The sequence below is a fragment of the Lysobacter arseniciresistens ZS79 genome (assembly GCF_000768335.1).
Taxonomy (GTDB): domain Bacteria; phylum Pseudomonadota; class Gammaproteobacteria; order Xanthomonadales; family Xanthomonadaceae; genus Novilysobacter; species Novilysobacter arseniciresistens.
In genome coordinates this window covers 37,949-57,970 of record NZ_AVPT01000012.1, presented here as the reverse complement: position 1 = coordinate 57,970, position 20,022 = coordinate 37,949, and the positions used below count along the sequence as shown (strand labels likewise).

The 20,022-nt window shown below is 71.4% G+C and carries 19 protein-coding genes; 17 read left to right on the top strand and 2 right to left on the bottom strand.

The window, feature by feature from the left end; translation table 11 throughout:
* Positions 1–74 precede the first annotated feature (74 nt).
* Positions 75–758, bottom strand: coding sequence for an FKBP-type peptidyl-prolyl cis-trans isomerase N-terminal domain-containing protein (locus tag N799_RS08035; protein ID WP_036210546.1), 684 nt, complete (start codon positions 756–758; stop codon positions 75–77).
* A 216-nt stretch (positions 759–974) separates the two neighbouring features.
* Here N799_RS08035 and N799_RS08030 point away from each other — a divergent pair, with 216 nt between their 5' ends.
* The 3 genes from N799_RS08030 to nth are packed head-to-tail and all read left to right on the top strand — an operon-like array spanning position 975 to position 2,907.
* Positions 975–1,769, top strand: coding sequence for an enoyl-CoA hydratase/isomerase family protein (locus N799_RS08030; protein ID WP_036210543.1), 795 nt, complete (start codon positions 975–977; stop codon positions 1,767–1,769).
* Between the two features lies 1 nt (position 1,770).
* Positions 1,771–2,175, top strand: coding sequence for a hypothetical protein (locus tag N799_RS16080; RefSeq protein WP_052101358.1), 405 nt, complete (start codon positions 1,771–1,773; stop codon positions 2,173–2,175).
* A 27-nt stretch (positions 2,176–2,202) separates the two neighbouring features.
* Entirely contained in the window at positions 2,203–2,907 is a 705-nt protein-coding gene (gene nth, locus N799_RS08020; protein WP_036210540.1) for an endonuclease III, read from the top strand.
* A gap of 4 nt (positions 2,908–2,911) precedes the next feature.
* On the opposite strand, the gene N799_RS08015 is transcribed toward nth, so the two are convergent.
* Positions 2,912–3,760: a 2OG-Fe(II) oxygenase gene (locus N799_RS08015; RefSeq protein ID WP_036210537.1), complete on the bottom strand. Its 849-nt coding sequence runs from the start codon at positions 3,758–3,760 to the stop codon at positions 2,912–2,914.
* A 253-nt stretch (positions 3,761–4,013) separates the two neighbouring features.
* Between N799_RS08015 and N799_RS08010 the strand changes: the two genes are divergently transcribed.
* The 14 genes from N799_RS08010 (at position 4,014) to N799_RS07945 (ending at position 19,979) form a co-directional block, all read left to right on the top strand.
* A complete protein-coding gene (locus N799_RS08010) occupies positions 4,014–5,462 on the top strand; it encodes a hypothetical protein (RefSeq protein ID WP_036210534.1) in 1,449 nt (482 codons plus the stop codon).
* A gap of 144 nt (positions 5,463–5,606) precedes the next feature.
* Complete coding sequence (locus N799_RS08005; protein WP_152597857.1) at positions 5,607–8,312, top strand: TonB-dependent receptor domain-containing protein; 2,706 nt, start codon at positions 5,607–5,609, stop codon at positions 8,310–8,312.
* A 190-nt stretch (positions 8,313–8,502) separates the two neighbouring features.
* On the top strand, positions 8,503–9,408 hold the full coding sequence (locus N799_RS08000; RefSeq protein WP_081974824.1) for a type II secretion system protein N: 906 nt from the start codon (positions 8,503–8,505) through the stop codon (positions 9,406–9,408).
* Complete coding sequence (gene gspD, locus N799_RS07995) at positions 9,405–11,495, top strand: type II secretion system secretin GspD (RefSeq protein ID WP_036210528.1); 2,091 nt, start codon at positions 9,405–9,407, stop codon at positions 11,493–11,495. Before N799_RS08000 ends, gspD begins: the two co-directional genes overlap by 4 nt.
* Positions 11,496–11,500: 5 nt before the next feature.
* The gene (gene gspE, locus N799_RS07990; protein WP_152597856.1) at positions 11,501–13,024 is read left to right on the top strand and encodes a type II secretion system ATPase GspE; all 1,524 of its coding nucleotides are present in this window, start codon (positions 11,501–11,503) and stop codon (positions 13,022–13,024) included.
* The gene (gene gspF, locus N799_RS07985; protein ID WP_036210525.1) at positions 13,011–14,219 is read left to right on the top strand and encodes a type II secretion system inner membrane protein GspF; all 1,209 of its coding nucleotides are present in this window, start codon (positions 13,011–13,013) and stop codon (positions 14,217–14,219) included. Before gspE ends, gspF begins: the two co-directional genes overlap by 14 nt.
* A 9-nt stretch (positions 14,220–14,228) precedes the next feature.
* Positions 14,229–14,678 (top strand): type II secretion system major pseudopilin GspG, encoded by a 450-nt coding sequence (gene gspG / locus N799_RS07980; protein WP_036210516.1) that lies wholly within the window; start codon positions 14,229–14,231, stop codon positions 14,676–14,678.
* Positions 14,679–14,687: 9 nt separating this feature from the next.
* Entirely contained in the window at positions 14,688–15,158 is a 471-nt protein-coding gene (locus N799_RS07975) for a GspH/FimT family pseudopilin (RefSeq protein ID WP_052101356.1), read from the top strand.
* The gene (gene gspI, locus N799_RS07970) at positions 15,145–15,528 is read left to right on the top strand and encodes a type II secretion system minor pseudopilin GspI (RefSeq protein ID WP_036210513.1); all 384 of its coding nucleotides are present in this window, start codon (positions 15,145–15,147) and stop codon (positions 15,526–15,528) included. The genes N799_RS07975 and gspI overlap by 14 nt, the downstream gene beginning before the upstream one ends.
* A complete protein-coding gene (gspJ, locus tag N799_RS07965) occupies positions 15,528–16,133 on the top strand; it encodes a type II secretion system minor pseudopilin GspJ (protein ID WP_036210510.1) in 606 nt (201 codons plus the stop codon). Before gspI ends, gspJ begins: the two co-directional genes overlap by 1 nt.
* Positions 16,133–17,119, top strand: a complete 987-nt coding sequence (gene gspK / locus N799_RS07960; RefSeq protein WP_036210506.1) for a type II secretion system minor pseudopilin GspK — start codon at positions 16,133–16,135, stop codon at positions 17,117–17,119. The genes gspJ and gspK overlap by 1 nt, the downstream gene beginning before the upstream one ends.
* Positions 17,116–18,225, top strand: a complete 1,110-nt coding sequence (gene gspL, locus N799_RS07955; protein WP_081974823.1) for a type II secretion system protein GspL — start codon at positions 17,116–17,118, stop codon at positions 18,223–18,225. The genes gspK and gspL overlap by 4 nt, the downstream gene beginning before the upstream one ends.
* Positions 18,222–18,710 carry a type II secretion system protein GspM gene (gspM, locus tag N799_RS07950; RefSeq protein ID WP_036210500.1) on the top strand — a complete coding sequence of 163 codons (489 nt, stop codon included), beginning with the start codon at positions 18,222–18,224 and terminating at the stop codon, positions 18,708–18,710. The genes gspL and gspM overlap by 4 nt, the downstream gene beginning before the upstream one ends.
* 129 nt (positions 18,711–18,839) lie before the next feature.
* A complete protein-coding gene (locus N799_RS07945) occupies positions 18,840–19,979 on the top strand; it encodes an OprO/OprP family phosphate-selective porin (RefSeq protein WP_036210497.1) in 1,140 nt (379 codons plus the stop codon).
* Positions 19,980–20,022: the final 43 nt, after the last annotated feature.

Sequence of the window (20,022 nt, the reverse complement as noted above, 5' to 3'; positions counted from 1 at the left end):
ACGAAGGCCGGCGCACTGGGTGTTTCGAGTGCCGCAGGGATTCCCGCGGCGCGGTGGGTCGTACGCGGCCGGTGTTACTTGACGCTGACCAGCTTGACCTCGAACTGCACCGCCATGTTCGGCGGCACGCCGGTGCGCGGGTCGGCACCGTAGGCCTGCTGCGGGGCCAGGGTGATCTCCCACTTCGCGCCCGGCTGCATCTGCAGCAGCGCCTCGCGCATGGCAGGCATCTCGACCTCGCTGACCTTGAGCGGCGGCATCGCGCGCGCCTGCGCGTTCTCGCCACGCTGGCCCCAGGGGAACGGGCCGGCCACCTCGAGCTGCACGGTGCTGGCCTGGGTCGGCTTGGCGCCGCTGCCGTTCTCGATCACGCGGTACTGCACGCCGCTGGGCAGCGTCTTCACGCCGGCCTTGGCCTTGTTCTGCGCGATGAAGGTGTCGCTGCGGGTCTTGTTCTCGGCGGCGGCCTTGTCCCAGGCGGCCTTGGCGGCGGCCTGCTGGCGCTTCTGCATGTTCTCCACGGCGACGCGCAGCTGGTCGACCGGCACCGACGGGTCCTTCTTGGCGAAGCCGTCCTGCAGACCCTTGACGATGGTGTTCACGTCCAGCGCCTCGCCGCTCTCGGCGGCATTGCGGCCCAGGTCGTAACCGAGCGCGTAGCTCAGCTTGCCCTTCTCGGACGAGGTGTCCTGCGCTACGGCGTGGCCCGCGGTCAGGGTCAGGGCCGCAACGGCGACCGCAATCAAACGCAACTTCATTCGGTGGAACCTCCGGTGATGACGCGAGCGGCGGCACCGCCCCGTATTGGGTGGCCCAGCCGGTCGAACCGCCCCGGATGGACGCGCTAGGATAGCGACGCCATGGCTTAACTGCCAATGACGTCCAGCCTCAGACAATCCGGCGCCGCGCGAGTTCCACGGCGTGCCGGATCTTCATCTTCCAGCCAGAATTCCCCGTCCACAGGGAGCACCCGCATGTCCGATACCGCCGCCTCCGCACCGGTCGCCATCGCCGACCACGGCGCCGTCCGCACCATCACCGTCAACCGCCCGGACAAGCTGAACGCGCTCAACGCGGCCACCCTCGACGCGCTGCACCAGGCCTTCGACGATGCCGCGGCCGACGACGCGGTGCGCTGCGTGGTGTTGACCGGCGCTGGCAGCAAGGCGTTCGTCGCCGGCGCCGACATCAGCGAGATGAACACGCTGACCCCGGTGCAGGGCCGCGACTTCTCCCTGCGCGGCCAGCGCCTGATGCGGCGGATCGAGAAGATGCCCAAGCCCGTGGTCGCGATGATCAACGGCTTCGCCCTCGGCGGCGGACTGGAGCTGGCGATGGGCTGCCACCTGCGGATCGCCGGGGACAACGCCAAGCTCGGCCAGCCGGAGGTCAACCTCGGCCTGATCCCCGGCTTCGGCGGCACCCAGCGCCTGCTGCGGCTGGCCGGCCGTGCGGCGACGCTGGAGCTGTGCCTGGTCGGCACCCCGGTCGACGCCGCCCGCGCGCGCGAGTTGGGCATCGTCAACCAGGTGGTGCCGGCGGCCGAACTCGAGGCCGAGACGATGAAGCTGGCGACCCGCCTGGCCGAATCGGCGCCGCTGGCGCTGCGTGGCGTGCTCGACTGCGTGAACGTCGGCGGCGAGTGCGCGATCGAGGAAGGACTCGAGTACGAGACCGCCCAGTTCGGCCTGATGTTCTCGACCGACGACATGCGCGAAGGCACCGGGGCGTTTCTCGAACGTCGCAAGCCGGCGTTCAACGGCCGCTGAGATGGAAGTCGGCTGCCGCTGCGGATGCACCGCGCCCGGTCGCGACAATGCGCACCGGGTCGCGACCGCGGTCGCCGACGGCGATGTCGACCGCGCGATCGAGGCCGGCCTGCTGGCCTGCGGCTCCTGCCCGGCCTGCACGACGGATTGTCGCGACGCGGTGGCCGCCACCCGCGACGCACGGCTCGCGGCACTGGCCGCGCGCGAACGTTTCCGCAGCCGCGAGTCGCGCCTGCAACGCCGGGCGGCCGAACGCGACGCCGCCCGGGCGATACGAACCGCAGCGCCTGACAACACCACGTCAGCAGGTTCCGCCGCGCCGCCGACGCGCCCCGCACTGCCACCGGCCGCCGCCGCCGCCCTGGCCCGGGCGCGCGCCAAGGCAGCCGGCAACCGCGCACCCTGATCCGTCGCCCGACCGCTTCGACGCCACATGCCCGCACCCAAGGCGAAACGCCCCGCCCGCTCGAAGCTGAGCCGCGCCGAGATCGCGGAGATGTTCGCGCGGCTGAAGTCGCTCAACCCCAAGCCGACCACCGAACTGGAGTTTTCCAGCCCGTACGAGTTGCTGGTCGCGGTCACGCTGTCGGCGCAGGCAACCGACGTCGGCGTCAACAAGGCCACGCGCAAGCTGTTTCCGGTCGCCAACACGCCCGCGCGGATCGCCGCACTCGGCGTCGACGGGCTCAAGCCCTACATCGCCACGATCGGCCTGTTCAACACCAAGGCGGCCAACGTGGTGGCGATGGCCCACCAGCTGATCGAGCACCACGGCGGCGAGGTGCCGCGTGACCGCGCGTCGCTGGAAGCACTGCCCGGCGTCGGCCGCAAGACCGCCAACGTGGTGCTGAACACCGCCTTCGGCGAGCCGACGATGGCGGTCGACACCCATATCTTCCGCGTCTCCAACCGCACCGGGCTGGCGCCGGGGAAAAACGTGCGCGAGGTCGAGGACCTGCTGGTGCGGGTGATCCCGGCCGAGTACCTGCACGACGCCCACCACTGGCTGATCCTGCACGGCCGCTACGTGTGCAAGGCGCGCGTGCCCGACTGCCCGCACTGCGCCATCCGCGACATCTGCCGCTACAGGGACAAGACGCCGGGCGAGCCGGTGCCGGCGACCCGCGCCGCCGGTTGACGGCTCAGTCGTGGCGGCCTTCGCGCAGCCACTTGGTCGCGATCCACTTCTCGCCGTCGAGCACCGGCGCGCCCGCATGCAGCGTGCGCGTCATCGGGTGCGGCCGGTCGTAGCTGAAGAACACCGCGTTGCCCTTGACCGCCGCGACCTCGAAATGGGCATCGGGGAAGGTCGTCGCGCCGCCGTGTGCGGGTGTGTTGAGGTACATCACCAGCGACGCCACGCGCTGCCCGCCGCGCGCAATCTGTTTCGTGCTGCCCGGCCACGCCGGGTCGAAGTAGTCGTGATGCGGGCGGTACTGAGCGCCCGGGCCGTAGCGCAGGATCTGCATCGCCTCGCCGTTCTCCACCGGCCAGTCCAGCAGGGCGGCGATGCGCGCCTCGATGCGCCGGACCAGCGCGCTGCCGCCGCGTGGGAAGTGGGTGCCGGCGCTGGTGCGGTCGACGTGCACCGCGTCGTCGCCGGTGTCTGGATCGAGGATGGTGGAGCGCTGCAGCTTCGGCCGTGACAACACCACCAGTTCGTCGCACTCCACATCCGACAGCAGGCCGCCGAACACCACCACGCGCGGCAGCAGCAGGTTGGCCAGCACGGTGACGTCGCGGTCGCCCGCTCGCAGCACCGACGCGCCATTGAGTTCGACCGGGGATGGCACGCGCACCGCGGGCGGCAGGCCGGCGTCGCGGCTGCCCGTGGCGGCCCAGTCGCGCACCGCGGCCTCGACCGCGGCGACCGCATCGTCCTCGCTCCAGCCCTCGTCGAGCAACGGCTTGAGCAGCACGTCCGGCGGTTGTCCCGCGCGCGCCTGGGCGAGGATCCATTCAACGGTCGAGGGGGCGATTTCGCGTGTCATGCGCCGAGTGTGCGGGTGCTTCATTGCAGTTTCTTTATGACAGCGCGGTTTCACCCGGGAGGCGATTTGCGGGGTTTCCGGCCGGTAATTACGAAACCGTTATCGCTGAAAGCCCGCTGTCACAAATGGCGCCTATAAATCCGCTCCGAATCTTCGCTACAGGGGACGCGGGATTCGGGTCCGGACGGGAAAGTCCGGCCTGCATCCGGTTTCCGTGCGTTGACCCAACCCGACGATCGGAGACATCGCGCAAATGGCTGCTTCCAGCAATACCAAGACCCTCCTGATGACCCTCACCGCGGCGCTTGCGCTGAGCGCGTGTGGCGGTGGTTCCGACAACGTGGCCTCGCCGGGCGAAGGCGCCTTCCCGCCGCCGCCGAGCAGCACCCCGCCGCCGACCACGCCCCCGCCGACCACGCCGCCCCCGACCACCCCGCCGCCGACCGCGGCCGAGTGCCCGACCGGCACCACCGACGTCGGCGAAGTCGCCGGCCTGACCAACTGCCAGCTGCCCTCGCGCATCATCGGCGAGCTGCTGCTGCCGCAGGTCGACGGCCTGGTGTACTCGGTCAACGGCCGCACCGACGTCGGCGAGGACATGGGTGGCGATGCCGCCAACCCGGCGCCGCAGGCGCGCAAGGGCACCCTGCGGATCGAGCCGGGCGTGACCGTGTTCGGCTCGGCCGGTGCGGACTTCCTGATGGTCAACCGCGGTTCGCAGATCTTCGCCGAGGGCGATGCCGCCAACCCGATCGTGTTCACCAGCCGCCAGAGCGTGGAAGGCACCACCGACGTCGACTCGATCGGCCAGTGGGGTGGCCTGGTGCTGCTCGGCCGCGCCGCCATCAGCACCTGCCCGGGCACCGCGCAGCCGGGCACCGCCACCTGCGAAGCTCAGGTCGAAGGTGCGAACGGCTACTACGGCGGCAACGCCAACGACGACAACACCGGCGTGCTCAAGTACGTCCGCGTGATGCACTCCGGCTTCGAGGTCCTGCCGGACGTCGAGCTCAACGGCATCACCCTGGCCGGCCTCGGCAGCGGCACCACGGTCGAGTACGTGCAGGTGCACAACAGCTCCGACGACGGCTTCGAGTGGTTCGGCGGCACGGTCAACGCCAAGTACCTGGTCGGCACCGGCAACGACGACGACACCTTCGACACCGACTCGGGCTACCGCGGCGGCATCCAGTTCGGCCTGATCCTGCAGCGCGCCGGCGGCGGCGACCGCATGAACGAGATGAGCTCGCAGGACCTGCCGTACCGCTCGATGCCGAACCTGGCCAACGTCACCTTCGTCGGTGCCGGCCACGACAACGCCATCGTGCTGAACCAGGGCACCCTGGTGGGCTACTACAACGCGGTGGTCACCGGCGGCGCGCCGGCCTGCGTCGAGTTCCAGTCCGACACCACCGACGGCGTCTTCCACTCCACCTACCTGTCGTGCGACGTGCCGTTCGCGGGCGGCGCCAGTGGCCGCGAAGCCGCCGCGTTCAACGCCGGCACCAACAACGCCACCGGTGCATCGACCCTGACCGGCGGCTTCATCAACGGCGCCAACGAGGCCGCGGTCCCGGCCTATGCCGGCCTCGCTTCGGTCAACGCCGCCTTCGCCGACGTCGACTACATCGGCGCGGTCAAGGACGCGGGCGACACCTGGTGGCAGGGCTGGACCTGCGGCCTGACCGCCGACGACTGCTGATCGGCAACGGGCGTGGCGGTCGCGGCCGCCACGTCCCGGCGAACGGGGCAGGACGTCCGTGGCCCCGCTCCCTGATCGATGCCGCGGCCCCGTCCGCGGCATCGGCTCATCCGGACAAGCGAATCCATTGAAAGGCAGCCATACATGAAGCTCACACCCGCCCGCACGGGCCTGTTCCTGGCGATCTCCGCCCTGCTCGCGCCCGGCGTGGTGCTGGGCCAGTCCACCCAACAACCCCAGCCCGCCCCGGCCACCCCGTCGGCCGTCAGCGGTGGCACCACGGCCGCCGCCGCGGCGCCGATGCAGGCTACCGAACTCGACGTGGTGCAGGTCAAGGGCGACTACATCCCCGAACCGATGCTGCTCAGCTCGGCGGTGATGACCCACGTGTCGAAGGAAGACCTCGAACGCCAGGGCGACAGCACCGCGGCCGACGCGCTGCAGCGCGTGGCCGGCATCAGCCTCAACCACGGCCGCTACGTCTACGTGCGCGGCCTCAACGAGCGCTACTCCGCCGCCCTGCTCAACAACTCGCCGCTGCCCAGCCCCGAACCGCTGAAGCGCGTGGTGCCGCTGGACCTGTTCCCGACCAACGTGCTGCAGACCATCGAGGTGCAGAAGACCTACTCGGCCAGCATGCCGGCCGAGTTCGGCGGCGGCACCATCAACCTGTCCAGCGCAGTGATCCCGGACGAGCCCTTCCTCGACGTCAAGATCGGCACCGGCGGCAACAGCGAGACCACCTTCCAGGCCGGCCTGACCCACTACGGCGGCGGCGACTCCGACTTCTTCGGTTACGACGACGGCACCCGCAAGATGACCGCCGAGCTGAAGGACGCGATCGCCACCGGCAACCGCATCACCCCGGGCCGCGACTTCAGCAGCGACGAGGTCAAGAAGATCGCGCGCAGCTTCACCAACGCCCCGCTCAACCTGCTGCAGGCGACCGACAGCGTCGACCCCGACGTCAACGCCGAGATCAGCATGGGCAGCGCCTTCGACGTCGGCGGCGATGCGCGGCTGGGCCTGGTCGCCACCGCCGCGATGAAGAACAGCTGGCGCACCCAGCTGGGCGTGCAGCAGGACGGCGCGGTCGAGGACGGCGTGATGACCGTGCAGAGCGACTACGACTTCATGTCGACCACCAACAACGCCACCGTCAACGGACTGTTCGGCGCCGCGGTCGACTGGGGCGCGCACCGCGTCGGCCTGATGACGATGTACGTCCACGACACCGACAAGGAGACCCGCAGCAGCGAGGGCTACAGCCTGCTGACCGGCGACAACGTGCGCGACGACACCACCCACTGGTTCGAGCGCGAGATGATCAACACCCAGCTGACCGGCAAGCACGCGTTCGGCGAATACCGCGACCTGACCGTCGACTGGCGCGCCAGCCACTCGCGCGCCAGCCGCGACGCGCCCTACGAGAAGGGGTTCCGCTACCGCGAGGACGCCGACGGTTTCTGGCAGCACGACGCCTCGCAGGCGCAGAACTACACCCGCTTCAGCAACGTCGACGAGCGCGTCGACAGCGCGGGCGTGGACGCGGGGTGGCGCCTGCCGGTCGAGATGGACGCGACGCTGAATTTCGGCGCGGCCTGGTCGGAGACCGACCGCGACGCGGTGTCGCGCGAGTTCCGCCTGCTGTCGCTGGGCAACCTGCCCTTCTACGAGCGCTACCAGCGCCCGGACTACCTGCTGTCGGACTACAACATCAGCCAGGGCTACCTGACCCTGCGCGAGACCACCGGCGGCACCGGCGCGGCGGCGTACCACGGCTTCCTCGACACCAAGGCGGCCTACGCCGAGATCGAGGCGCAGCTGACCGGCACCGTGCGGGCCAACCTCGGCGTGCGCTACGAGGAGGCCTACCAGGGCGTCCGCCCGATCGACCTGTTCAACGAGGGCCAGCCGCTGCCGACCGCGCGTCCGCTCGACAACGACTACCTGCTGCCGGCGCTGTCGGTCACCTGGAACGTCGCCGAGAACCAGCAGTTGCGCTTCGGTGCATCGAAGACGATTGCCCGTCCGCAGTTCCGCGAGCTGGCACCGCAGCAGTACCTCGACCTCGACAGCAACCGCCTCGTCATCGGCAACCCGTTCCTGGTCGACAGCGAGCTGACCAACCTCGACCTGCGCTACGAGTGGTACTTCGACCAGGGCGAGTACTTCAGCGCGGGGCTGTTCTACAAGGACATCGAGAAGCCGGTGGAGATGGTGCTCAACGGCCGCTCGGGTTCGAGCTGGCAGCAGAGCTTCATCAACGCCCCGGCGGCCGAGGTGCTCGGCGTCGAGCTGGACTTCCGCAAGTACTACGACAGCCCGTTCGACTGGGCCGGCGGCAGCCGCCTGTTCCTCGGTGCCAACTACACCTGGTCGGATTCCGAGGTGCAGGTGGACGAGGGCGACGTGGCCTACACGCTCGCCGGCAACGGCCGCCCGCAGGACGCGTCGGAGCTGGTGCTGGACGGCAGCCGCCTGCAGGGCCAGTCCGAGCACCTCGCCAACCTGCAGTTCGGTATCGAGAACGAGGCCACGGGCAGCCAGGCCACCCTGCTGGTCGGCTACGCCAGCGAGCGCATCAACGCCCGCGGCATCAACGGCTACTCGCCCGACGGCATCGTGGTGGTGCAGCCCGACTACATGCAGGACCCGGGCACCACGGTCGACCTGGTGCTGAAGAAGGGCTTCAACCTCTGGGACACCGACGTGACCCTGTCGTTCGAGGCGCGCAACCTGCTGGGCGAGGAGTACAGCGAGTACCAGGAGTTCGGCGGCGGCCGCGCCGACGTGATGCGCTACGACCTGGGCACCAGCTATTCGTTCGAGATCAGCGCTTCATTCTAAGAGCGTGCGTGTGCGGCGTCCGGGGCTTGGGGAAGTGCCCGGACGCGGCGGCCCGGCAGGGAAACCTGCCGGGTTTTTTTGTATGTGACACGGCCCCGCAGGCCATGTGTCAGTTGCAATCAAACCGTCACCAAACCGTCTCATCCTGTGCGCACGCCTGAAACGTCAGTGCCCCGGCACCCCAGGAACCATGCACTTCCCCGCATTGCCCCACCGCAGTGTCCTCGCCGACTGGCGTCGCTGGCTGCCCGTCGCGACCGAGATCGTGCTGGCATCGCTGCTGGTGTTGCAGGCGGGGCGGATCGCGCTGGTGTTCGCCATGCCGGCGCCGGTCGACGCGGGTGCTCCGGCCGATGTCGCCGCGGCCGAAATGGCGGACGTTTCGCCTGCACCCGCCCTGCCGTCGATCGACGTGTTCTTCCGCACCACCACGCCCGCGGCATCGCGCGGCGAAGCGATGGGTTACCGGCTGTTCGGCGTGCGCCGCGACGGAGACGGCGGCTCGGCCATCCTCGGCAAGGACGACCTGCAGGCGTCGTACGCGGTCGGCCGCGAGGTCGCGCCGGGCGTCGTACTCGAATCGGTTGGCGACGACCACGCGGTGCTGCTTGCGGGCGGCACCCGCCACCGGCTGGAGTTGCCGGAACACGACGCGGTCGCGGCGATGGGGCCGGGAAGCCGGCCGGCACGCCGCACAGGCGCGGCAAGCCGCCCGGCCAGTGCCGATCAAGTCGCAGCTCCGATCACCGGAGCCAGCACCCGGAACGCCGACCGCAGCCCCGCGGCCACCTCGCCTGCCCGGCCGGAACCCGCCAACTCGGCTCCACTCACGCTCGACATCCGCAAGCTCGTCACCCAAGCCGGCCTGCGACCGAACCTCGCCGGCGGTTTCACCCTGTCGTCCGGCGGTGACGGCGCGTTGCTCGCGCAGGCCGGGCTCGCCCCCGGCGACGTACTGCTCGCGCTCGACGGCAAGCCGCTGACCGTCGCCAGCGTTTCCGGGCTGGCCAGCCAGCTGCAGGGCCGCAGCGAGGTGCAACTGCGCTTCCGCCGCGACGGCCGGGTCCACACCACCACCCTCAAGGCGCCACGATGATCCGTCGCTCCACCGGTGCCCTGCTCGCGCTGCTGCTGGCCGTCCAGCCAGCCCCCGCCGCCTTCGCCCAGGCCGCGCCGGCCACCGATGCGCCGCAGGCGTTCAACGTGCGCAATGCCGACCTGCGCGCCTTCATCGAGGATGTCGCGCGCGCCACCGGCACCAGCTTCATCGTCGACCCCGGCGTGCAGGGCACGGTCAACTACTCCAATGACCAGCCGCTGAGCGAGTCCGAACTGCTCGGCGTGTTGCTGACCATCCTTCGCGCCAACGGGCTGGTGGCGGTGCCCGCGGGCCCGGCGACCTACCGGGTGGTGCCCGACGACACCGCCGCCCAGCAGCCACGCACCGCCGGCGCCGGCGCGCTCGGCTTCGCCACCGAGGTGATCCCGCTGGCGCGGGTCGATGCGCGCATCGCCGCCGAGACCATCAAGCCGCTGGTCGGCCGCGGCGGCGTGGTCATCGCCACGCCACAGGGCAACAGCCTGCTGGTGGCCGACTACGCCGACAACCTGCGCCGCATCCGCGCCCTGATCGCGCAGATCGACACCGACCGGGCGACCATCGATACCGTCACCCTGCGCAACAGCTCGGCGCGCGAGATCGCCGCGACCGTCAACGGGCTGTTCGGCGGTGCGGGCGCCGAGGGCGGCAGCGCGGCGCTGTCGGTGCTGCCGGTGGCCAGCAGCAACTCGATCGTGGTGCGCGGCGACCCGGCGCTGATCCAGCGCGTGGTGCAGATGATCCTCGAGCTCGACCGCCGTGCCGAGAGCACCGGCGACGTGCAGGTGGTGATGCTGCAGCACGCCAGCGCCGAGCAACTGCTGCCGGTGCTGCAACAGCTGGTCGGGCAGCCGGTGGCGGCCGACGGTGGCGGCGCTGCCGTGCGGGTCACCGCGGGCAATGCCGGCGCCAGCGTCGATGCCGGGCAGGCGCAGGTGATCGCGGCCGTCCCCGGCAAACGCCCGACCATCGTCCGCGCGCCCGGCCAGAACGCGCTGATCATCAACGCCGACCCGGAAACCCAGCGCACCCTGGTCGGCGTGATCAAGCAGCTCGACGTTCGCCGCCAGCAGGTGCTGGTGGAGGCGATCGTGGTGGAGATCTCCGACGACGCCGCGCGCGAACTCGGCGTGCAGATCGCCGCCGCCAACCGCAAGGGCGTGCCGTTCGGCACCACCCAGTTCCGCCGCAACGGCACGCCCGGCATCACCGAACTGGCCGGCGCCGCGCTGCTGGACGACGACGACGATTCCGACCTCGCCGAGACCGCCCGCCGCGCCGCGCTGCAGTCACTGCTCGGCCTGACCGGCGGGCTGGCCGGCATCGCCGGCAGCGCCGGCGACACCCTGTTCGGCCTCGTCATCAACGCGGTCAAGAGCGACAACGGCTCCAACCTGCTGTCGACGCCGTCGATCATGACCCTCGACAACGAGCCGGCCCGCATCCTGGTCGGCCAGGAGGTGCCGGTGACCTCGGGCGAGGTGCTTGGCGACAGCAACTCCAACCCGTTCCGTACCATCGAGCGGCAGGACGTCGGCATCCAGCTGGAGGTCACGCCGCAGATCAACGCCGGCGGCGGCATCACCCTGCAGCTGCGGCAGGAGGTGTCGTCCATCGCCGGGCCGGTGTCCGCCGACTTCGACGAGCTGATCCTCAACAAGCGCGAGGTCGAGACCCGCGTGCTGGTGGACGACGGCGCGATCGTCGTGCTCGGCGGCCTGCTCGACCAGGCCGACCGCCACTCGGTCGACAAGGTGCCGCTGCTGGGCGACATCCCGCTACTGGGCAACCTGTTCCGCTCGACCGGGCGCTCGCGCAGCAAGACCAACCTGATGGTGTTCATCCGCCCGACGATCGTCGGCGGCCGCGAGGACGCGCAACGGGTGACCGCGCCGCGCTACGACTACATGCGCGACTCGCAGCTGCAGCTGGACGACGGCAAGGCGCGCGAGGCCGCGCTCGACGTGCTGGTGCGCGACTACCTGCGCACCCGGCCGCCGGTGCTGCCGGCCGACGCCCCGGCCGTCCCCGCCGTGCCGCCCGCCGCCACGCCGGCAACGACCGGCGACGCCGGCACCCCATGACCGCGATGAGCACCGCGCCCGCCCTGCCCTATGCGTTCGCCAAGCGCCACGGCGTGCTGCTGCTGGACGCTGGCGACGACACCGGCATCGCCGTCGCCCTGCGCGAGGGCGCCGACCCGGTGGCGCTGGTCGAGGTGCGGCGCGTGCTCGGCCGCCCGCTGTCGGTGCAGCCGCTGGCGCGCGCGGTGTTCGACCGCCGGCTGTCGGAGGTCTACGCCGACGCCGGCATCGGCGATGCCGGCACGGTCGACGCGCTCGACGCCCACGGCAGCCTCGACTCGCTGGTGGAGGACATTCCCGCCACCGCCGACCTGCTGGAGAACCACGACGACGCGCCGATCATCCGCCTGATCAACGGCGTCATCGCCGAGGGCGCGCGCGTCGGCGCGTCCGACATCCACATCGAGCCGTTCGAATCGATCCTGCGCGTACGCCTGCGGGTCGACGGCGTGATGCGCGAGGCCGCGCGGCTGCCGAGCCGGATCGCACCGCTGCTGGTGTCGCGGGTGAAGGTGATGGCGCGGCTCGACATCGCCGAGAAGCGCGTGCCGCAGGACGGCCGAATCTCGGTCGCGATGGGCGCGAAGGCGCTCGACGTGCGCGTGTCCACCCTGCCCGCGCGCGGCGGCGAGCGCGTGGTGCTGCGCATCCTCGACAAGGACCAGGGCACGCTGACGCTGGAGCAGCTGGGCATGCCTCCTGCTGTGCAAGCCTCGTTCGCGAAGGCGCTGCAGGTACCCAACGGCATCGTGCTGGTCACCGGCCCGACCGGATCGGGCAAGACCACCACGTTGTACGCCGGGCTGGCCTCGCTCAACGACGGCAGCCGCAACATCCTCACCGTCGAGGACCCGGTCGAGTACGCGATCGACGGCGTCGGCCAGACCCAGGTCAACACCAAGGTCGGCATGACCTTCGCCGCCGGCCTGCGTGCCATCCTGCGGCAGGACCCGGACGTGGTGATGGTCGGCGAGATCCGCGACCCGGAGACCGCGCAGATCGCGGTGCAGGCCAGCCTGACCGGCCACCTGGTGCTGTCGACCGTGCACACCAACGACGCGGTCGGCGCGATCACGCGGTTGCGCGACATGGGCATGGAGCCGTTCCTGCTCGCGTCGACCGTGCGGCTGGTACTGGCGCAACGGCTCGTTCGGCGGCTGTGCCCGCATTGCCGCGCACCGCGCGAGAACGACGCGCTGGTGCGGCAGGTGATGGGCGCCGACCACCACGGCACCGTGTACCGCGCCGCCGGCTGCGCCCGCTGCAACCACACCGGCTACGCCGGCCGGCTCGGCGTGTACGAGGCGGTGGTGATCGGCGACACCCTGCGCCGGATGATCGGCGACAACGCCGACGAGGACGCGCTTGCACACGCCGCCTTCAGCCGCACGGCGACGCTGGCGGCCTCGGCGCGCGCGGCGGTGGCGCGCGGTGACACCACGCCGGAGGAAGCCCTGCGCGTGGTCCGCCAGGACGACGCTCCGCCGATGACCACCGCAGCATCGGACAACAGCCATGCCCGCGTTTGACTACGCCGCGCTGGACACCCGCGGACTGACCCGCCAGGGCGTGATCGACGCCGCCAGCCCGGTCGACGCGCGCGAGCGGCTGGCCCGCCGCCGGCTGGTGCCGGTACGGATCGAGCCAGCCGCCACCGGCGCCGACACCGGCCCACGTCCGCTGCTGGACCGTTTCACCGCCAAGGACCTCGCCCTCGTCACCCGCCAGCTGTCGACCCTGGCGGCGGCGATGACGCTGGAGGAAGCGCTGCGCACGGTCGGCGCGCAGGCCGAGAAACGCGCAGTGCGCCGCGTGCTGATGGCGACCCACGCCCATGTGCTCGAGGGCTTCCGGCTGTCCGACGCGATGGCGCGGCAGGGCAACGCGTTCCCGCCGCTGTACCGCGCGATGGTCGCCGCCGGCGAAGGTTCCGGCGCCCTGCCCGACATCCTCGAACGACTGGCCGACCTGCTCGAACGCGAGCAGCAGGTGCGCGGCAAGCTGGTCACCGCGCTGGTCTACCCGGCCGCGCTGGCGATGACCGCGGTAGCGGTGGTCATCGCGCTGATGGCGTTCGTGGTGCCGAAGGTGGTCGAGCAGTTCGACTCGATGGGTCGCGAGCTGCCGCTGCTGACGCGGCTGGTGATCGGCGTATCCGACCTGATGGCCGCGGGCTGGCTGCCGGCGCTGGCGCTGCTGGCGGTCGGTGCGGTCGCGTTCCGCCAGTTGATGAAGCAGCCCGTGTTTGCCCGCCGTTTCGACGCGATGGTGCTGCGGCTGCCGCTGCTCGGCCGGCTGCTGCGCGACGTCCACGCCGCGCGGATGTCGCGGACCCTGTCGATCATGGTCGGCAGCGGCCTGCCGATGCTGGAAGGGCTCGTCATCACCGCGCGCACCGTGCACAACCGGGTGCTGCGCGAGGCGACCGACCGCATGGTCGCGTCGATCCGCGAGGGCGGCAGTCTGTCGGGCGCGATGCGACGCGCGGGCGTGTTCCCGCCGACGCTGCTCTACATGACCACCAGCGGCGAGGACAGCGGCCGGCTCGGGCCGATGCTCGAGCGCGCCGCCGACTACCTCGAACGCGAGTTCAACACCTTCACTTCGGTGGCGATGAGCCTGCTGGAGCCGCTGATCATCGTCGTCCTCGGCGGCGTGGTCGCGGTGATCGTGCTCGCCATCCTGCTGCCGATCCTGCAGTTCAACTCCCTTGTCCTTGGCTGAGGTACACCCATGCGCGCACCCCGCCGCACGCCCCGCTCCGCCCGCCACGCCGCCGGTTTCACCCTGGTCGAGCTGATGGTGGTCATCGTCATCATCGGCCTGCTGGCAACGGTGGTGATGATCAACGTGATGCCCAGCCAGGACCGCGCGATGGTCGAGAAGGCCCGCGCCGACGTGTCGGTACTGGAGCAGGCGGTCGAGACCTACCGGCTGGAGAACCTGGCCTATCCGCGCACCGAGCAGGGACTGGACGCCCTGGTGCAGGCGCCCGCCGGACTGGCGCGGCCGGAGCGCTACCGCAAGGGCGGCTACGTGCGCCGGCTGCCGGCCGATCCGTGGGGCAACCCGTACCAGTACCGCCAGCCGGGCCGCAGCGGCGCGTTCGACATCTACTCGTTCGGTGCCGACGGCGCCGAGGGTGGCGAGGGCGACGCCGCCGACATCGGCAACTGGAACTGAGCGACGCCGATGCACCGTCGCGGCCGCCATCCTGCGCGCCTGCCCCACGGCTTCACGCTGGTGGAGCTGATGGTGGTGCTGGTGATCCTCGGCCTGGCCGGGGTGGCGGTGGCGCTGACCGCACCCGGTGACGGCCGCCGGCTCGCGCTGGAGGCCGACACGCTGGCGGCGCGGCTGGTGCGCGCGCAGGAGGAGGCGATCCTGACCACCCGCGCGGTGCAGGTGACGGTCGACGCCGGCGGCTACACGTTCGCGCGGCAGGACTTCGGCGACTGGCAGCCGCTCGACGACGGTCCATTCGGGCCGGTCACGTGGAACGAAGGCACCGCGCTCGTCGGCGATGCGGATCACCGTGTCAGCTTCCGCTTCGATCCGGCCGGCGGCGCCCGCACCGGTGAGGTGCAGCTGCAGCGCGACGGGCAGAAGGTGCGGGTGGCGGTCGACGCCGCCGGCGAGGTGGTGGTCGATGGCCTGCGTTGACGCGCGCCGGGCCATCGGCGGCTTCTCGCTGATCGAACTGCTGGTCGCGCTGGCGGTGTTCGGCCTGACCGTGCTTGCCCTGCTCAACCTCGCCGGCGAGAACACCCGCACCGCGGTGGTGGTCGAGGAGCAGGTGCTGGCGGGCGTGGTGGCCGACAACCGCGCCGCCGAAGCGTTGCTGGCGACGCCCGCGCAACTGGCGGCCGGCGCCGACGCCGGTGAGACGCTGCTCGGCGATCGCGCCTGGCGCTGGACCCGCAGCGTCAGCCCGACCGACATGGCGGCGATCGTCCGGATCGACGTCGCGGTGATGCCGGCCGGCGAGGAGCGCGTCGCCGCCGAGGCGACCGTGTTCCGGGAGGCGCCGTGATGGCCGCGCGCACCGCCGGTTTCACCTTGGTCGAAATGCTGGTGGCGCTGCTGATCTTCGCGCTTCTATCGGCGGTCGGCGTCGGGGTGATGGCCTACGCGGCCGACAACCAGGGCGTGGTCCAGGCGCGGATGGACCGGCTCGGCGAGTTCCAGCGCGCGCGGGGGCTGCTGCAGGCCGACCTCGCCCAGGCCGCGGTGCGGCGCGTGCGCGGGCGCGATGGTGCGCCCGCGCGCAACGCCTTCGTCGGCCGCACCGATGGCGCCGGGCGCGGCGGCGAACCGCTGCTGGCGCTGGTCCGCCGTGGCTGGGCCAACCCCGACGGCGAGCCGCGCGCGTCACTCCAGTACATCGAATACCGGATCGTCGACGGCCAGCTCGAACGCGCCAGCCGGGCCGCGCTCGACGGCGCCGCGACCGGTACGCCGCAGGTGCTGCTGACCGGCATCCGTGCGGCGTCCATCGAATACCACCATCGCGGCCAATGGAACCGCGGCTGGGCCGGCGGCGCCGCGGCGATGCCCGACGCCGTGCGGTTGACGCTGGAACTGGACGGACTGGGCCGGATCGAGCAGCTGTTGCTGCTACCGGGGACGGCGACGTGATGCCGGCACCCGCTCCGCGCGCCCGTCAGCAAGGCGTCGCATTGCTGACCGTGTTGCTGCTGGTCGCGGTGATGGCGGTGCTGGTGACCAGCGTGCTCGACGACATCCGCTTCGGCCTGCGCCGCGCGACCAACGCGCAGGCGATGGCGCAGGCGCGCTGGCATGCGCTCGGCGCCGAGACGCTGGCGCGCGCGCAGATCGAGCGGCTGGCCGCGGCCGGTGCGGGCACGGTCCCGGCCGAACGCTGGAACGGCCGGCCGATGGTGTTCCCGACCGGCGACGGCCTGGTCCAGGCGCAGCTCGACGACGCCAGCACCTGCTTCAACCTCAACAGCGTGGTCGAGGGTGCGGGCGAGCTGTGGCAGCGTCGCGAGGCCGGCGCGCGCCAGTTCGGGATGCTGCTGCGCGAACTCGGCGTGCCCGCGCATCGCTCCGCTGCGCTGGTCGATGCACTGGTCGACTGGATCGACACCGATGCCGTACCCGGTTCCAACGGCGCCGAGGACAGCTACTACGCCCTGCGCGCGCCGGCATACCGGACCGCCGGCGCCCTGCTGGCCGAGACCAGCGAGCTGCGCGCGGTCGCCGGTTTCGACGCCGAACTCTACGAGTCGCTGCGCCCGTACATCTGCGCGTTGCCAATCGATGCGCGCTCGCCCGTCAACCTCAACGCGCTGGACGCCGACCACGCGGTGCTGCTGGTGGCGCTGACCGACGGTGCGCTGTCCGCGCCCGCCGCGCGCCGGCTGCTGCAGTCGCGCCCGCGCGCCGGCTGGCCGGACATCGCCACGCTGCGCGCCGAGCCGGTGCTGGCGGCGCTCGGCCTGCCCGACGCCGTATTCACCGGGATCGAGCTGAAACCGCACTACTTCGCCCTCCAGACCCGGGTCGAACACGGCGGCGCGCAGTTCGTCTCGAGCGCTCTGTTCGAACTCGCCGCCGGCCGCGCACGGCTGGTCGCCCGCCGCTGGACCCTGCCCGAATGACCCCTGCCCTGCAGTTGTTCCTGCTCCCGTCCGACCCCGACGGCGACATCGTCCGGCTGCGGGTCGACGCCGCCGGCCGCGTGCTCGCCCGCGAACGTTTTGCCGATTCCGAGCCGGGTCCCGTCGACGCCGGCGCGCGCAACCTCCTCGTCGTCCCCGGCGCCGATTGCCACGTGCTGTGGCTCGACCTGCCGGCGCGCAACCCCCTGCAGGCGCTGGCCGCCGCCCGCCTGCTGGTCGCCGACCACCTCGCGGTCGCGGCCGACTGCCAGCACGTCGCGATCGGCCCGCAAACCACCGAGGGCCGGCAACGGCTCGTGGTCTGCGTCGATGCGTCCCGCATGCGCGGCTGGCTCGACCGCACAGCCGCGCAGGGCATCACCGCCGACGCCGTGGTGCCGGCACCGCTGCTGCTGCCCATGCCCGACGATCCGGATGCGGTGACCGTCGCCGGGCACGCCGGCGAATGGCTGGTGCGCGGCGAGCGACTCGCCTTCGCCGCCGAGCCCGCACTGGCCGACGCGGTCATCGATGAACGGCGCCGGGCGCCCATCGAAGACCTCGACGAAGCACTCGCCGCCGGCGCGCTCTCGCCGCCCATCGACCTGCTGCAGCACGACTTCGCCCGCATCCCGCCGCAGCGCGAAGGCTGGCCGGCCTGGCGTCGCGCCGCCGTCCTCGCCGCGGTGCTGGCGGCCTCGCCGGCGTTGCTGCTCGGGGCGAAGGCCATCCACCACGCCCGCGCCGCCGATGCGCTCGCCGTGCAGTCGCGCGCCCTCGCCCGCACCGTGCTGCCGTCGCTGGCCGCCACCGACACACCGCTGCCCGCGGTCCGCGCTCAGCTGGCCGGACTGCGCGCCGGCGATACCTTCGCCCGTGCCACCGCCGCCCTGTCCGCCACGGTCGCCGCCATCGACGGCGCCGAAATCGACACGCTTTCCTTCAGTGGCGAAACCCTCGTCGCCACCATCGCCCACGCGGACCCGCGCGACGTCGACCGCCTGCGCGACGCCGTCGCCGCGTCCGGCCTGTCGCTGGAGGCCACCGGCAGCCGCAACACCAGTGGCCGCATCCACACCACCGTCGAACTGGCAGCGCAGCCATGACCACCCCGCACCACCGTTTCCGCGACCGCTGGGACACCTTCGCCCCGCGCGAGCGCGCCATGCTGGCGCTGATGGCCGTGGCAGTCGCGGCCTTCGTCCTGTGGCTGGGCGTGCTGCGCCCGCTGCAGGCCCGTGCCGATGCCGCCGTCCGCGACCACCGGCGCGCCGCCGCCGACCACGCCGAACTCGCCGCCGCCATCCGCGCGATCCGCGAGCTGCAGGCCGATCGCCCGGCCATCACGACCGGCGACGCCTTCACCCGGGCCGTACTCGAAAGCGCCACGGCCGCGCAAGTGCCGGTCACCCGCCAGCGCAGCGACGCCGGCCTACTGGTCATCGGCATCGACGCGGTGGCGGCGCCGGCCCTGTTCGGCTGGCTCGACGGCCTGCGCAACCGCCACGGCATCGCGCCGGCATCGCTCGACATCGGCAAGCGCAACGGCTCACTGAGGGCGGAGGTGGCCTTCCAGCTCCCGCCCCCCTGAGCGTGACGGCGGGGCGCGGGGATTCACCAGACTGCAAAACGGGTGTAACCACACCGCAGCAATGTCACATTGCTGCAAGATTCGCCGCCTAACCTGCGCGCACTTCCCCAGTGGTGACACCAAACCGTCATGAAAATCACACCGAACCGTCTTGTTGCCGCGATGCTCCTCGCCGGCTTCGCCCCGCTGGCCCAGGCCGGCGTGGTGATCGACACCATCGGCGGCTCCGAGATCAGCTTCGAGGGCCTCGTCCAGGCCGACAACAGCTGGTACGACAACGACCTGGCCGACCTCGACGGCGATGCCGGCGACGGCAGTGACAGCGACAGCGAGCTGCGCCGCGCCGAACTCGTGCTCAAGGGCAAGGGCCCGGGCGCGTTCGACTGGGTGATCGGCTACGACGCCAAGTCCGACAAGTGGCTCGACGTCAACGTCGGCTACGACTTCGGCGGCGGCCACGGCCTGACCGTCGGCCAGTTCAAGCAGCCCCACGGGATGGAGGAACTGTCGTCGACCAAGAACAACGACTTCATTTCCAAGGCGATGAGCACCAACACCTTCGCCGTCTCGCGCCGGCTGGGCGCGGCCTACAGCTACTCGGCCGACAACTGGGGCGTCACCGCCTCCAGCTTCGGCCGCGAGCTGACCAGCGGCGGTGCCCACGGCGCCGGCTACGGCGTGCGCGGCACGTTCGCGCCGGTCAACAGTGACGGCCACATCTTCCACCTCGGCCTGTCCTACGTGGACCAGGACACCGACGCCGATACCCTGCGCCTGCGCACCCGCCCGCAGGCCGACCTCGCCGCGGTGCGGCTGGCCGACACCGGCACCCTGCGCGACACCGACCGCATCGCCACCACCGGGCTCGAGAGCTTCTGGGTGCGCGGCCCGCTGAAGCTGCAGGGCGAGTACATGCACGCCGACGTCAGCCGCCACGACAACGCCGACTACGCCGCCACCGGCGGCTACCTGAGCGCGCTGTACAACCTGACTGGCGAGACCTGGAGCTACAAGAACGGCACCCCGGGCACCGGCAAGGCCGAGGACCCGGCGCGCGGGCTGTGGCAGGTCGGCCTGCGCTACGACACGATCGACCTCGACGACGGCAGCGTGCAGGGCGGCCGGATGGACGCCATCACCGCCGGCGTCAACTGGTACTGGCGCAGGAACTTCAAGTTCGCGCTCAACTACGTTCAGGTCGACAGCGAGCGCGGGGGCGTCAGCGACGACCCGAACATCATCGAGACCCGCCTGCAGTTCTACTGGTAAGGCACGCGGCGACACACGCCTGCAACATCCGGCGGCTCCAATA

What these genes read in the sequence shown, in the direction of transcription:
- N799_RS08035 (WP_036210546.1), bottom strand. Translation starts at nt 758, where the DNA reads ATGAAGTTGCGTTTGATTGCGGTCGCCGTTGCGGCCCTGACCCTGACC.
- N799_RS08030 (WP_036210543.1), top strand. Translation starts at nt 975, where the DNA reads ATGTCCGATACCGCCGCCTCCGCACCGGTCGCCATCGCCGACCACGGC.
- N799_RS16080 (WP_052101358.1), top strand. Translation starts at nt 1,771, where the DNA reads ATGGAAGTCGGCTGCCGCTGCGGATGCACCGCGCCCGGTCGCGACAAT.
- nth (WP_036210540.1), top strand. Translation starts at nt 2,203, where the DNA reads ATGCCCGCACCCAAGGCGAAACGCCCCGCCCGCTCGAAGCTGAGCCGC.
- N799_RS08015 (WP_036210537.1), bottom strand. Translation starts at nt 3,760, where the DNA reads ATGACACGCGAAATCGCCCCCTCGACCGTTGAATGGATCCTCGCCCAG.
- N799_RS08010 (WP_036210534.1), top strand. Translation starts at nt 4,014, where the DNA reads ATGGCTGCTTCCAGCAATACCAAGACCCTCCTGATGACCCTCACCGCG.
- N799_RS08005 (WP_152597857.1), top strand. Translation starts at nt 5,607, where the DNA reads ATGAAGCTCACACCCGCCCGCACGGGCCTGTTCCTGGCGATCTCCGCC.
- N799_RS08000 (WP_081974824.1), top strand. Translation starts at nt 8,503, where the DNA reads ATGCACTTCCCCGCATTGCCCCACCGCAGTGTCCTCGCCGACTGGCGT.
- gspD (WP_036210528.1), top strand. Translation starts at nt 9,405, where the DNA reads ATGATCCGTCGCTCCACCGGTGCCCTGCTCGCGCTGCTGCTGGCCGTC.
- gspE (WP_152597856.1), top strand. Translation starts at nt 11,501, where the DNA reads ATGAGCACCGCGCCCGCCCTGCCCTATGCGTTCGCCAAGCGCCACGGC.
- gspF (WP_036210525.1), top strand. Translation starts at nt 13,011, where the DNA reads ATGCCCGCGTTTGACTACGCCGCGCTGGACACCCGCGGACTGACCCGC.
- gspG (WP_036210516.1), top strand. Translation starts at nt 14,229, where the DNA reads ATGCGCGCACCCCGCCGCACGCCCCGCTCCGCCCGCCACGCCGCCGGT.
- N799_RS07975 (WP_052101356.1), top strand. Translation starts at nt 14,688, where the DNA reads ATGCACCGTCGCGGCCGCCATCCTGCGCGCCTGCCCCACGGCTTCACG.
- gspI (WP_036210513.1), top strand. Translation starts at nt 15,145, where the DNA reads ATGGCCTGCGTTGACGCGCGCCGGGCCATCGGCGGCTTCTCGCTGATC.
- gspJ (WP_036210510.1), top strand. Translation starts at nt 15,528, where the DNA reads ATGGCCGCGCGCACCGCCGGTTTCACCTTGGTCGAAATGCTGGTGGCG.
- gspK (WP_036210506.1), top strand. Translation starts at nt 16,133, where the DNA reads ATGCCGGCACCCGCTCCGCGCGCCCGTCAGCAAGGCGTCGCATTGCTG.
- gspL (WP_081974823.1), top strand. Translation starts at nt 17,116, where the DNA reads ATGACCCCTGCCCTGCAGTTGTTCCTGCTCCCGTCCGACCCCGACGGC.
- gspM (WP_036210500.1), top strand. Translation starts at nt 18,222, where the DNA reads ATGACCACCCCGCACCACCGTTTCCGCGACCGCTGGGACACCTTCGCC.
- N799_RS07945 (WP_036210497.1), top strand. Translation starts at nt 18,840, where the DNA reads ATGAAAATCACACCGAACCGTCTTGTTGCCGCGATGCTCCTCGCCGGC.